This window comes from Streptomyces sp. NPDC107575 (assembly GCF_055657265.1).
The window spans coordinates 653,542-666,559 of sequence record NZ_JBVKBG010000005.1 but is presented as its reverse complement, the minus strand read 5'-3'; the positions used below and the strand labels follow the sequence as shown (position 1 = coordinate 666,559).

Here is a 13,018-nt window from a genome sequence, read left to right as displayed (position 1 = left end):
CGGGATGGCGAGGGGGAAGTTCCACGGCGATATCAGCCCCACCACGCCGATCGCCTTGCGGAAGGTGTACGCGAAGGTGCGCTCCTCCTCGGCGGGGGCGGTGACCCCGCCGAGGAGCCGGGCCTGCCCGGCCGTGAACTCCAGGACAGCCATGGCCCGTTGGACCTCACCGGTGGCCTCCTTGAGCAGCTTTCCCTGCTCCCGCGTGATCGCGTACGCCAGCTCCTGCGAGCGCCCCTCCAGGATGCGCAACGCCTTCATCAGGAACGCGGCCCGCTTGATGGGCCCGATGCCGCGCCAGTGGTCGAGCGCCCGCCGCGCCTCCTCGACGGCCAGATCCACGTCCGCGCCACCGGACTCGGCGAACTCCCCCAGCACATCGGAGAAGTCGGCCGGATTCACATCGGGTCGCCGCTGCCCCGACTGCGCGGCGACCCACTGCCCTCCGATGTGATTCCCGGTCAGATGCCCCGCCACTTCGAACCTGGTCTCGCCCGGTGCCACAGCCATGCCCCTGCTCCTTCGCAGCCGGTGGGATCGTCCCCGCAACCCTCGCCCGGGCAACGGGTGCTGAACAACGGGTGATCTGCGAATACCGGGTATAGGGGGTTGCTATGCGCCTGCGGAGGCGGACGCTCCGGATCGTCGCTGCCGGTCCGCCGCTACACGGCTGGCAAAAACTCGCGTATTCCTGTCTGTTGCACCTGTGCCGGTGGTGGACATGTAGGGGCAGGCGCTACGGAAGGATGCCATGCCAATCGACACCGAGGCCCAGTTCACGGACGTGTACCGGGCTCACTACGAGGACGTGCTGCGCTTCGTGCGCAGACGTGCCCACCCGATGAACGTGGACGACATCGTAGGAGAGACGTTCCTTGCCGCGTGGCGTCGTCGGCACGAGCTTCCCGCCGAGCCGCGACCTTGGCTGTTCGGCGCGGCACGCAATGTGATGCTGAACGCGGACCGCACCATGCGACGGCAGGCCGCGCTCGTGGTGCACATCCAGGCCGCCGAGTTCCGCGGCCACGAACGCGCGGTCGACGCGACGGCCGAGGTGGACAGCCGGATCGATCTGGTCGCCGCCTGGCAGTCACTCGCCCCGGCCGACCAGGAAGTCCTCGCGCTGCACCTCTGGGAGGGGCTGGGCGCCCGGGACGCGGCGACCGTCCTCAGCTGCACCCGCGCGGCCTACGCCATGCGCCTGACGCGCGCCAAGCGGCGCCTCACCAGCCGTCTCGACCGGCCCGCCCCCGCCTCGCCCGCTCACTCGCCCACGCACCGACCGGAGCCCCTTCATGAAGTCTGATCTCCACGCGCGCCTGGTCGAACTCGACGCCGCACCGCGCGCCGAACTCTCCACCGCCGAACTCGACCGCAAAGAACAGCTGTTGGCGACCGTCCTGAGCGACACCGGCCGGCCCGGCGACACCGTCACCACCGGGTTCCGGCGCCCGCTCGTGCGACGCCTGGCGTACACGACGGCCGCCGGACTCGCCCTGGGAGCCGCCCTCCTTACGGTGACGCTGTCGGCCGAGCAGCCAGGGCCGGGCGGATCCGGACCCCTGTCATCGGCCGAAGTGGCCACGTGGACCAGCACCGCCCACCGATCGGACCGAGCGTTCATCTCCTTCGCCCGGTGCTTCGACAAGGCGATGGAGGCCAACGGAGGAGTAAGGGGACCGGGGACGATCACCAACGCCGACCGGCGTGGAACCACCACCTCCATGATCGTCACGTCCCGCTACCACTCCGCGTACTGCCTGGCCGGCCCCGAAGGCCCCGGCATGGCGGTACCCGTCCCTTCGGATGCCGAGGGCGGGGTGTCCGCGAACGACATCACGCTGGACGCACAGGGCGCGCTCGGGAAAGGCTCCGCCCGATTCCGCTACTTGGTCGGCCTGGTGGGCGAGGACGTGAAGGAGATCACCGTGCGCGACCAGGGGCGCACCGTCCACGCCACACTGCAACAGGAGCCGTCGCTGCCCTGGGGCAGGTGGACCGCCTGGTGGCCGGAGAGCGACTCCCACGACGGGCCGATCGGCACCGTCACCCTCACGCTCAAGGACGGCACGACCCGGACCGTCGAGGGACTGTGACGGGACGGCTCCTTCAGGCGGAGGCATCCGCCGCGACCCGCACCGGATGCTCCAGGATCTGGTTGTTGAGGTAGCCCAGGCGGTTCCACGGGACGTGGGGCGGCTGGGTGCGGCCCGTGTCGTCCGTGGCGCGGATCGAGATGGTGTGTTCGCCCGGGGCGGGGTTCCAGTCGAAGTGCCAGCGGGTCCAGGCGCCCGCCTCCCGGGAGCCGGTGAGGCGGGCCTCGTGCCACGGGCCGCTGTCGATGCTGTACGCCACGGAGGCGATGCGCTGCTCGCCGGCGAAGGACCGTCCTCGTACGAGCTGGGGCTCCGGCTTCAGGTGGGCGGGCCAGTCGAGTTCCACCAGGCTGGTCACCGGGAGTTCGTTGATGGGGGTGCCCAGGACGGGGCCGTGCGCGGGGTGTTCGGGGCCGATGAGGACGTAGTCCTCGGTGTTCCACGGGACGTGGATCGGCCGACGGGACACCTCGATGCGGCCGACCCACTTGATGCTGGCCGCGCCCAGCCACCCCGAGACGACGACCCGGGCCGGGAAGCCGTGGTCCGGCGGCAGCGGCTCGCCGTTCATGGCCAGGGCGAGGAGTGTGTCGTCGGCCATCGCCTTGTCCAGGGGCATGGGCCTACGGGCCCCGCACTCGTCGAGGGCCACCGGCATGACGTCGTGCGCGTCCGCGGCCACCCCCGCCGCCGCCAGCAGGTCACGGAGCCGTACGCCGGTCCACTCGGCGGTGCTGACCGCGCCGCGGCCCCACGGCGTACCGGCGATGCGCTGCCCGTGCTGCTCGCCGAACAGCACACGCCGGTTGCCCGCGCACTCGATCGTGCGCGTGACGGAGACCAGCGGAAACGCCCGCCACAGATCGTCGTAGCCGAAGGTGACGGGCGACCGGACGGCATCGCCCTCGATGCGCAGGGACCACTGCTCGGCGTCGATCCGGGGCGTGGGGGAGTGGCTCCGGACGAAGAAGTGGTCGTTGGGGGTGAGGTGGCCCGGCATCCGGTCCGCCCGCGTACCGAAGTCGAGCCCGGTACCCGTGTCCTCCATGAATTCGGCCGACGTCGGCTTGACCACTCCGGGCCGTGCGCTGACTGCTGTGTCGGTTGTCGTCATGTTCTCAGCGTCGGCGCGTCGCGTGCGGGCCGGTAGCGGCTTGTTCCCTATGGGCCCATAAGTGTGGCCTATGACCTGCGGGTGCGTGTCAGGGCCAGTGGTGCGAGGCCGGCCAGGAGGCCGAGGGCGGCGAGCGGAATCAGGTCGAGGCTCACCGCGATCAGCGCGAAGGACACGAACACCACCGCCGGGCTCCACACGGGCAGCCGCCTGGGCCGTACGGACGCCAGCAAGATCAGCAGCGTGAGCATCCCGAGCTGGAAGGCCAACGGGCCCGCGACCTGGAGAACGTCGGGCAGCGGGGCGGAATCGGCCAGGCCGGAGAAGAGGTCGCCGAGGATCACCCAGACGAAGCACGCCGAGCCGAACACACCGGCAGCCATGGCCACAGTGGCGGCGGCTCGCCTCCGGGCCGTGGTCGCGGGAACGAGGCGGCGCAGGTCCACGACGAAGGTGCCGAGCAGGAGGAAGGCCGCGAGGAAGCACGTGTGGCCGAGGTTCCAGGCCAACCCCGGGCCGTGGTCGCCGTCCAGTCCGTCGATCAGGCGAAGCCCGCCGTAGCAGGACAGAAGAAGGGGGATGACGGCGGACTTCACTCGGATGGCGCGTGCTGTTGTTGTCATGACCGAACCATCGCGGCCCGGTGCCGATGCGGGATATCGGGAGGACCCCCGAGACCACCCGGAGGCCCGACCTAGGGGGCGGGCCGTTCAACGGGCTGGAGTGTCAGGGGTGTTGGGGCTGGTGGAGTACGAGGGGGTCCGCGTCACCCCCTCTTCGCCAACTGCCGCGCGATCACCCGCAGCGCCAGCACCTCGTCCGCCCCCTCGAAGATCGACAGGACGCGGGCGTCGACGAAGAGGCGGGACACCGCGTACTCCTCGGCGTAGCCGTAGCCGCCGTGCAGTTGCTGGGCCTCGCGGGTGACCCACTCCGCCGCCCGGCAGGCCAGTTGTTTGACCTGGGCGGCGGCCAGAACTCCGTCGCCCGCCGTGATGGCCCGTGCGGCCGACGCGGTGAAGGCGCGGCACGCCGCGATGTGGGCCGCCATGCGGGCCAGTTTGGCGCGGGTGAGCTGGAAGGAGGTGAGCGGGTGGCCGAAGACGGGGCGTTGCCGCGCGTGATCGACGGCGAGCTCCAGGGCCGACTGCATGACACCGACCGCCCGGGCCGCCGTCTGCAGGCGGGCGTTGGCGAAGGCCTGCATCTGGAGGTAGAAGCCGCGGCCCAGTCCCTTGTCGAGGCCGATGAGGTTCTCCGCCGGGACCCGGAATCCGTCGAAGGTGACCTCGTACGAGTGCATGCCCCGGTAGCCGAGCGTGCGGATCGCGCGGCCGGACGCCGTGCCGCCGCCGTCCTGCCCGACCTCCCACTCGTGGCCGGGGAAGGACGGCTTCTCCACGACGAACAGGGACAGGCCCCGGTGGCCCGCCGAGCGGTCCGCGTGCGAACGGGCAAGCACCAGAAGGTAGTTGGCCAGACCCGCGAAGGTGCACCAGGTCTTGACGCCGTTGAGGACCCAGTCGTCGCCGTCGCGCACCGCGGTCGTCGTGATGCCACCGACGTCCGAACCGTGGTTGGGCTCCGTGACGGCGACGGCGCACAGCTTCTCGCCGCTCGCGATGCGCGGCAGCCAGCGCCGCCGCTGCTCCTCCGTGCCGCCGCGCGCGATCGCCGTACCGATGATCTCGGGCCGGGTGATGAGCGAGCCCGCCGCGCCGAGCGAGGCCCGTGACAGCTCCTCCGTCACCACGACCATGCTGAGCAGCTCGTCGGCGCCGCCCTCGGCGAAGCCGCCGTACTCGGCGGGGATCGACAGGCCGAAGCAGCCCATCTCCGAGAGGCCGTCGACGATCTCGGCGGGGATGTCCTCGTCGCCCGCGTGGATGCGCTCGGCCACCGGCTTCACCTTCGCCTCGGCGAAGTCCCGGAACGTGGAGCGCACCAGCTGCAGTTCGTCGGAGAGGTGGCGCGGTGCCGCCTCTCCGCCCGCGGCCAGGACGCGTTCGGCGACAGCGTCGAGGAACGCGGGCGCCCGCCCGGCCGCGATGTGCTCGGCGACCGCGTCGAGCGCCTTCGGCCCGTCCGCACCCCACAGTGCCTCGCGGCCGGCGATACGCCCCGACAGATCGGCCGCCGTGTCCGCGGCGAAGAGCAGCGCCAGGTCCGCCTCGGCCTCGCTGTGCGGGCCGAGGTCCAGAAGGTGGCGGGCGGCGGCGACCGCCGACGACACCGAGGCGATGTCGTACGGGACGGTCTGGTCCTCGTCCGTCGCGGGAGCCGTGGCGAGGCGGGCGGAGGCCTTGGCCACCACCTCCTCCAGCGCCCCGACCAGCTCCGTCGCGCGCACCAGTGCCGTGGTCACGACGTCACCCGCTCGAACACCGCCGCCAGGCCCTGGCCGCCGCCGATGCACATCGTCTCCAGGCCGTAGCGGGCCTCGCGGCGGTGCAGTTCGCGCGACAGCGTGGCGAGCATCCGCACACCCGTGGCGCCGACCGGGTGGCCCAGCGAGATGCCGGAGCCGTGCACGTTGGTGCGCTCCAGGTCCTTCTCGCCGAACTCCCACTCGCGCATCACTGCGAGCGCCTGCGCGGCGAAGGCCTCGTTCAGCTCGATCAGGTCCATGTCGGGGAGGCTGAGGCCCGCCCGGTCCAGGGCCACCGCGCTCGCCGGGACGGGCCCGATGCCCATCGTCCTCGGCGGCACACCCGCCACACCCCACGACACCAGACGTACGAGCGGACGCAGCCCCAACCGCTCGGCGCGCTCAGGGGTGGTGACCACGCACATCGCCGCCGCGTCGTTCTGCCCGCTCGCGTTCCCCGCGGTGACCGTGGCCTCCGGGTCGGAGTGGCGCAGGATCGGCTTGAGGCGGCCGAGGGACTCCAACGACGTGTCGGCGCGCGGGTGTTCGTCGGTGTCGATGACCGTGCCCTCGTCGCTCGGGCGACGCCCCGGCACCGTCACCGGCACGATCTCCTCGGCGAGTGTGCCGTCCTCCTGCGCCCGCACGGCGCGCTGGTGGGACGCGAGCGCGAGCCGGTCCTGCTCGTCGCGGCCGATGGCGTACTCGCGGCGCAGGTTCTCGGCCGTCTCCAACATGCCGCCGGGCACCGGGTAGTGGCGTCCCCCGGCGGTCGAGCGGGCGCGCGCGAGACCGTCGTGCAGCTGGATGGCGGCGCCCTTCGCGCCCCAGCGCATGTCGGTCGAGTAGAACGCGGCGTTGCTCATGGACTCCGTGCCACCCGCCACGACGACCTCGTGGGCGCCCGTCTGCACCTGCTGGGCGGCGTACAGCACGGCCTGGAGGCCTGAGCCGCAGCGGCGGTCGAGGTGGAGGCCGGGGACGGTGACGGGCAGGCCCGCGTCCAGGGCGACGACGCGGCCGATGGCGGGTGCCTCGCTGTTGCCGTTGCAGTGGCCGAGGATGACGTCCTCGATGGCCTCGGGGTTGAGCCCGGTGCGTTCGAGGAGGCCCTTGAGGGCGGCGACGCCGAGGTCGACGGCGGTCAGCGACCTGAACATGCCGCCGTAGCGGCCGATGGGGGTGCGGACGGGTTCACAGACGACGGCTTCACGCATGGGGTGCTCCTGACGGGGGTGCGGGTGTACGGACCGTTGGCTGACCTCGCGCCAACCAACTCACATGAAACGGCCGCCCGTTACCTCCAATACGGTCCCGGTCATGTACGACGACAGGTCGGATGCCAGGAACAGCGCGACGGAGGCGACCTCCTCGACCTCGCCTGCGCGCCGCATCGGGATCTCGGCCATCTTCTGGTCCCACGCCCTCTCCGGCATGGCCTCGGTCATGGCGCTGCGGATCAGGCCCGGCTGGATCGCGTTGACGCGGACACCATGGTGGGCCATCTCCTTGGCCGCGGCCTTCGAGAGTCCGACGATGCCGGCCTTGGCGGCGGAGTAGTTGGTCTGCCCGACCATGCCGACCTTGCCGGAGAGCGAGGAGATGTTGACGATCGCGCCGCGCTTCTGCTCGCGCATCACGGCCGCGGCCTTGCGGGTGCCGTTCCAGGTGCCCTTCAGGTGCACGTCGATGACCTGGTCGAACTGGTCCTCGGTCATGGTGCGCATGGTGGCATCGCGGGTGATGCCGGCGTTGTTGACCATGATGTCGAGGGAGCCGAAGGTGTCGATCGCCGCGCGGATCAGGGTGTCCACCTGGGCGGCCTCGGTGATGTCGCAGCGTACGGCGTGTGCGACGGCGGGCCCGCCGAGTTCCTTGGCGGCGGCCTCGGCGGCCTCCAGGTTGAGGTCGCCGAGCACGACCCTCGCGCCCTCGCGGACGTACGCCCTGGCGATGGCGAGCCCGATGCCCTGGGCGCCGCCCGTGATGACTGCGGTCTTGTCGGCCAGAAGTGCCATGAGTGTGTTCAGCTTCCTGTGGTCGTGGTGATCGGGTGAGCGGCACGGCGTGGGCGGATGACGCCGGCCTCGCCGAGCTTCTCCAACTCGGCCTCGCCGAGCCCGAGTTCCGTACGGAGTACGTCCTCGGTGTGCTGGCCGACCCTCGGTGAGGGCTCCGGCAGGGACTGGGTGTCGTCCATGACGACGGGCGAGCCGGGCGCCCAGTGCGCGGGCACACCGGACTGGGCGACGCGGGCCATCAACGGGTTCTCGCGCAGCAGTCTGGCGTCGTCGGCGGCCAGATCGGCGAAGCCGCGGTACGTGGACCACAGCACGCGGGTGCGGGCCAGCGCCTCCTGGGCCTCGGCGAGGGTGTGTGCCGCGAACCAGCCGGCGAGCAGTTCACCGAGGACCTTGCGATGGGTGTAGCGCTCGAACTCGTCGGAGAGGTCGGCGCCGAGCGCACGGCCGACGGCGTCGACCGCATCGGTCAGCCCGGTGACGTCCAACAGCCCGCGCCAGTGCCGGTCGGTGAGGGCGACGACCATGAGGCGGCCGCCGTCGGAGGTGGCGAAGTCGCGGCCGAAGGTGCCGTAGACGTAGTTCCCGGCGCGCTCGCGCGGGGCGGCGCCGAGCTGGGCCTCGGCGAGGTACCCGAGGTTCCCCGCCGTCGCCAGGGCCACGTCCTCCAGCGCGACGCGCACCTGCTGGCCCTCGCCCGTACGCAGCCGGTGGCGTTCGGCGGCGAGCAGGCCGACGGCGAGGTAGAGCCCGGCGGCGACGTCCCAGGCCGGCATCAGGTGGTTGACGGGATCGGGAGTGGCCTCCGGGCCGGTCAACTGGGGAAAGCCCGTGGCGGCCTGGACGGTGTAGTCGACGGCGGCGGACCCGTCCCGGCGTCCGGTGAGCAGCACGTGGATCAGGTCGGGGCGGCGCGCGGCCAGCGCCCCGTACGAAAGCTCCTGGTGGCGCTCGGAGTTCGCGAGCACGATGCCGCCGCCCGGGCCGCCCCCGGTGGCCAGGCCCGCGATCAGCTCGCGCCCCTCCTCGCTGCGCAGGTCGACCTCGACGGCCCGCTTGCCCTTGTTCAGTCCTGACCAGTACAGGCTCGTGCCGCTGTCGGCGAGCGGGTGCCGGGTGCGGTCCGGCGCGCCGTTCAGCGGCTCGACACGGATGACGTCGGCACCCAGCTGGGCCAGCGTCATCCCGCCGAGCGGGCTGGCCACGTAGCTGGAGAGCTCGACGATCCGCATGCCCTCAAGAGGGCGGGACGCCATGGGGTGAGGCATGCGCTCTCCTCTCCTTCCTTGTGCGTGGGGGATCGGCTCACGCCGGGAAGACCGGGCGGCGACGCTCCAGGAACGCCGCCCGGCCCTCCGCGAAGCCCGCGCCGCCGAGCAGTTCGACCTGGGCCTCGGCCTCCGCGTCGAGGACCGCGTCGAGGTCCTGCGCCTCCTGGGCGAAGATCCGCTTCGTGGCGGCGACCATGGCGGGGGAGGCGGCGGCGAGCCGTTCGGCCCGCTCCCGCGCCCGCACGGCCACCTTCTCGGCCGCGACGATCTCGCTGACCAGGCCGATCCGCCCGGCCTCCGCGGCGTTCAGGTCCTCGGCGAAGAGGATGATCTCCTTCGCGCGGGCCGGGCCGACGCGCTGGGCGAGGCTCCAGCTCAGGCCGGAGTCGGCGGTCAGCCCGATCTTGGCGAAGGAGGCCGCGAACCGGGCGTCGTCGGCGGCCACGACGTAGTCGCAGGCCGCGGCGAGCCCGAGGCCGAGGCCGTACGCGCCTCCGCGCACGGCGGCGACCACCGGCTTCGCCGAGCACGCCAGGGCGCGGGCCACGTCGTTGACCACGGCGAGGCGCTCACGGGCGACGTCCGGGTCCTGCGACATCGAGCGGATGTCACCGCCCGCGCAGAACACCTCGCCCGCGCCGGTCAGCACGATCGCCCGGCACTCCGGGTCCTGCTCGGACTCCCGCAGCGCGGCGAGGAGTTCGCGCCGGTCCGCGAGGTCGAGGGCGTTGCGGCGGGTGGGCCGGTTCAGGGTGAGGGTGTGGACCGGGCCCTCGCACCGCACGTCCACGGCGGGTTCGATCATGACCGGGCCTGCCGCATGAGCTGCTTGGCGATGATGACCTTCTGGATCTCGCTGGTGCCCTCGTAGATGCGGAAGAGCCGGGCGTCGCGGAAGCAGCGCTCGACGACGGTGCCGCGCATGTAGCCCATGCCTCCGTGGATCTGCACGGCGAGGTCGGCGGCCTTGGAGACCATCTCGGAGCAGAACAGCTTCGCGGCCGACGGTCGGATCCTGCGGTCCTCGCCGGAGTCGTACTTCTCGGCGGCGTCCAGGACCATCGCGCGGCCCGCGAGCACACCCGTCTGGATCTCCGCGAGCATGCCCTGCACGAGCTGGAACTCGCCGATGGGCCGGCCGCCCTGCTTGCTGGTCGCCGCGTGGGCGACGGACTCCTCCAGGATCCGCTCGGCCATCCCGACGCACAGCGCCGCGATGTGCACCCGGCCGCGTACGAGGGACTGCATCGCCGTACCGAACCCCGCGCCCTCCTCGCCGCCGACGAGTGCCGCCTTGTCGACGCGTACGTCGTCGAAGAACACCTCGGCGGTCCAGGCGCCGGCCTGCCCGGTCTTGGCGTCCTTGGGTCCGACGGTGACACCCTCCGTCGAGGCCTCCACGAGGAACACGGAGATGCCCTTCGTCCCGGACGCCTCCTCGCCGGTGCGGGCGAAGACCACGAACAGGTCGGCGAGCGGGGCGTTGGTGATGAACCGCTTGCTCCCGTTGATGACATAGCCGTCGCCCTGGCGGACGGCGCGCGTGGTCAGGCCCGAAGGGTCGGAGCCCGCTTCCGCCTCCGTCAGCGCGAACGACGCCACCGCTCCCTCGGCGAGCCGGGGCAGCCAGTGCTTCTTCTGCTCCTCGGTGCCCGCGTTGTCGAGGACCTTGCCCGCGATGCCGTTGTTGGTGCCGAACATCGAGCGGAACGCGGGCGTCGTGTACCCGAACTCGAACGCGAGCCGGACGTCCTCGGACAGGCTCGCGCCCAGGCCCCCGTACGCCTCCGGCAGCGTGTACCCGAACAGGCCCATCTCGACGGCCTTGCGGCGGACGTCCTCCGGGATCGCGTCCGTCTCCTCGATCTCGTCCTCGCGCGGGACCACGTCCTCCCGTACGAGGATGTGGACGGCGGCGACGACCGCCTCGAACTCCTCGGCTTCCATCGTGAAACTCCTTTCCGGGTAGGTCAGTTGACGGGGGTGAGGTGGGCCAGCGCGTCCACCGCGAGCGCGCCCTCGCCCACCGCGCCGAGCAGCAGCGGGTTGACGTCGAGCTCCGCGAGCTCGTCGGCGAGGTCGGCGGCCAGCCAGGACAGGCGGGCGATGGTGTCGGCGGCGGCCTCGACGTCGCGGGCGGGCTTGCCGCGCACCTCGCCGAACAGGCGGCTGCCGCGCAGCGAGTGCAGCATGCGGCGGGCGCCCGCCGGGTCGACGGGGGCCACGGCGACCCGGCTGTCGGCGAGCGCCTCGACGAGGATGCCGCCGAGCCCGGTGACCACGACCGGGCCGAACACCGGGTCGTTCTTGACGCCGACGATCAGCTCGGTGCCGCCGCTGTCGGCCATCCGCTGGACGAGGACGCGGGCGTCGTCGACACCGGCCTCCCGGGCGATGCGCAGCACGTCGTCGGCGGCTGTGCGGACGGCGTCCGGTCCGTCGAGGCCGAGCCGGACGCCGCCGATGTCGCTCTTGTGCCCGATCCGCTCGGACAGCAGCTTCACGGCGACGGGCCCGCCCAACTCCTGGGCCACGGCCGCCGCTTGGTCCGGATCCGCCGCCGGTCGTGAGGCCGCGGCGCGCACCCCGTAGGCGGCGACGAGCTGCGTCGACTCGTACTCGTCGAGCTGGGTGCGGCCCTCCGCGCGGGCACGGGAGAGGACGGCGCGGGCGGCCTCCGTGTCGACGTCGGCGGGCCGCTCGGGGGCGGGCAGCGCGGGGCGCAGGCTGAAGTCGGCGAGCAGGCCGAGGGCGCGGGCGGCCTGCGCGGGATCGGTGTAGCAGGGGATGCCCAGCTCGCGCAGGCGCGTGCGGGGGCGACCGCTGCCGCCCGTCCATACGACGACGAAGGGGCGGTCGGTCGAGCGGTACGCCTCGTCGAGGGCCTCGATGAGCGTGTCCGCGCAGTTGTCCGCGCAGCCCAGGAGCACGGCGATCATGTCGGTGCCCGGATGGTCGACGGCCACCTTCAACGAGCGGCGCAGGATGTCGGGTTCGGCCACGAGGGTGCCGGTGAGGTCGACCGGATTGCGCGGGGACCCGTAGACCGGGATCGCCGCGGCCATGGTGCGCTGCCACTCCTCGTCCCAGGCACGGACCTCGATGCCGTGACCGGCCGCGGCGTCGGCCATCAGGGCACCGGCGCCACCGGAGACGGACAACGAGGTGAGCCTGCGGCCCGCCGCGCGGCGGCCGGTGGAGAAGATCTGCGCGGCCTCCAGCATGGACTCGGGACCGTCCACGCGCAGAATGCCGTACTGCTTTGTCGCGCCGTCGAAGACCGCGTCCTCACCGGCGAGCGAGGCCGTGTGCGACTGGGCGGCACGGGCGCCTGCCTCGGAACGGCCCACCTTGACCGCGATGATCGGCTTGTCCCGCTCGTGCGCCTCCCGGGCGGCGTCCAGGAGACGACGGCCTCCGGTGACACCTTCGAGGTAGGCGAGGATCACCTTCGTGTCGTCGCTGCGCACCAGCCCGTCGACCAGCTCGGCGACCGAGAGGTCCACCTCGTTGCCGGTGTTGAGGTAGTGGGAGATCCCGATGCCGAGGTTCTGGGCGGCGTTGAAGACGAAGCCGCCGAAGGCGCCGCTCTGGCTGAGGAAGGCGATCGGGCCCTCGACCAGGTCGGCGTCCTCGTCGAGCGCGGAGGTGAAGGTGGGCAGCGCCCGTTCGCGGGAGGCGATCATCCCGAGGCAGTTGGGGCCCAGCACTCGTACGCCGCTCTCCGCGATCGCGGCCTTGAGGTCCTCCTGGAGCTCCACGCCCCGGCCTCCGACCTCCGCGAAGCCGGAGGCGCCCAGGATCGCGGCGGGGATGCCGCGCCGGCCGCAGGCGCGCACGGCGTCGGCGGACTGCTCGGCCGACAGCATGATCATGGCGAGGTCGATGTCCCCGTCGATGTCGTCCAGGCCGCGGTAGGCGGGGAGCCCCTGCACCTGGTCGCGCTTGGCGTTGACGGGGAGTATGCGTCCGGTGAACCCGAACCGCTTGAGGTAGTCGACGGGTCGCCCCGACAGCTTCGTCGGGGTGTCGGAGGCGCCGAGGATCGCGATGGAGCGGGGGTGGAGGAGCGAGGTCAGGGCGTCGTCGGTGCGGGGGCGGTCTGCGTGCTGCTGCACGGTTTCTCCTCGGGACTGCGAGACACGAAG

Annotated in this window: 11 protein-coding genes and 1 pseudogene; 2 read left to right on the top strand and 10 right to left on the bottom strand. The window is 72.1% G+C overall.

Annotated elements, in window-relative coordinates; all coding sequences use genetic code 11:
* Nucleotides 1-3: 3 nt before the first annotated feature.
* Nucleotides 4-510, bottom strand: a pseudogene (locus tag ACZ7L4_RS27770) (aldehyde dehydrogenase family protein); the annotation flags it as partial.
* Between the two features lie 241 nt (nt 511-751).
* Here ACZ7L4_RS27770 and ACZ7L4_RS27765 point away from each other — a divergent pair.
* Nucleotides 752-1,306, top strand: a complete 555-nt coding sequence (locus ACZ7L4_RS27765; RefSeq protein WP_472106720.1) for an RNA polymerase sigma factor — start codon at nt 752-754, stop codon at nt 1,304-1,306.
* A complete protein-coding gene (locus ACZ7L4_RS27760; protein ID WP_472106718.1) occupies nt 1,296-2,096 on the top strand; it encodes a hypothetical protein in 801 nt (266 codons plus the stop codon). The genes ACZ7L4_RS27765 and ACZ7L4_RS27760 overlap by 11 nt, the downstream gene beginning before the upstream one ends.
* A 13-nt stretch (nt 2,097-2,109) precedes the next feature.
* On the opposite strand, the gene ACZ7L4_RS27755 is transcribed toward ACZ7L4_RS27760, so the two are convergent.
* The 9 genes from ACZ7L4_RS27755 to ACZ7L4_RS27715 all read right to left on the bottom strand — a co-directional run bounded on the left by ACZ7L4_RS27755 (nt 2,110) and on the right by ACZ7L4_RS27715 (nt 12,988).
* Complete coding sequence (locus ACZ7L4_RS27755; RefSeq protein ID WP_472106716.1) at nt 2,110-3,210, bottom strand: sulfite oxidase; 1,101 nt, start codon at nt 3,208-3,210, stop codon at nt 2,110-2,112.
* Nucleotides 3,211-3,278: 68 nt separating this feature from the next.
* Nucleotides 3,279-3,833, bottom strand: a complete 555-nt coding sequence (locus ACZ7L4_RS27750) for a hypothetical protein (protein WP_472106714.1) — start codon at nt 3,831-3,833, stop codon at nt 3,279-3,281.
* A gap of 143 nt (nt 3,834-3,976) precedes the next feature.
* Nucleotides 3,977-5,575 (bottom strand): acyl-CoA dehydrogenase family protein, encoded by a 1,599-nt coding sequence (locus ACZ7L4_RS27745; RefSeq protein WP_472106712.1) that lies wholly within the window; start codon nt 5,573-5,575, stop codon nt 3,977-3,979.
* On the bottom strand, nt 5,572-6,795 hold the full coding sequence (locus tag ACZ7L4_RS27740) for an acetyl-CoA C-acetyltransferase (RefSeq protein WP_472106710.1): 1,224 nt from the start codon (nt 6,793-6,795) through the stop codon (nt 5,572-5,574). The genes ACZ7L4_RS27745 and ACZ7L4_RS27740 overlap by 4 nt, the downstream gene beginning before the upstream one ends.
* A gap of 60 nt (nt 6,796-6,855) precedes the next feature.
* Nucleotides 6,856-7,596 (bottom strand): 3-oxoacyl-ACP reductase FabG, encoded by a 741-nt coding sequence (gene fabG, locus ACZ7L4_RS27735; protein WP_472106708.1) that lies wholly within the window; start codon nt 7,594-7,596, stop codon nt 6,856-6,858.
* 8 nt (nt 7,597-7,604) lie between these two features.
* On the bottom strand, nt 7,605-8,867 hold the full coding sequence (locus ACZ7L4_RS27730; protein ID WP_472106706.1) for a CoA transferase: 1,263 nt from the start codon (nt 8,865-8,867) through the stop codon (nt 7,605-7,607).
* Nucleotides 8,868-8,904: 37 nt separating this feature from the next.
* Nucleotides 8,905-9,675: an enoyl-CoA hydratase/isomerase family protein gene (locus ACZ7L4_RS27725; protein ID WP_472106705.1), complete on the bottom strand. Its 771-nt coding sequence runs from the start codon at nt 9,673-9,675 to the stop codon at nt 8,905-8,907.
* Nucleotides 9,672-10,817 carry an acyl-CoA dehydrogenase family protein gene (locus ACZ7L4_RS27720; RefSeq protein ID WP_472106703.1) on the bottom strand — a complete coding sequence of 382 codons (1,146 nt, stop codon included), beginning with the start codon at nt 10,815-10,817 and terminating at the stop codon, nt 9,672-9,674. Before ACZ7L4_RS27720 ends, ACZ7L4_RS27725 begins: the two co-directional genes overlap by 4 nt.
* 23 nt (nt 10,818-10,840) lie before the next feature.
* Nucleotides 10,841-12,988 (bottom strand): acetate--CoA ligase family protein, encoded by a 2,148-nt coding sequence (locus ACZ7L4_RS27715; protein ID WP_472106701.1) that lies wholly within the window; start codon nt 12,986-12,988, stop codon nt 10,841-10,843.
* Nucleotides 12,989-13,018 lie beyond the last annotated feature (30 nt).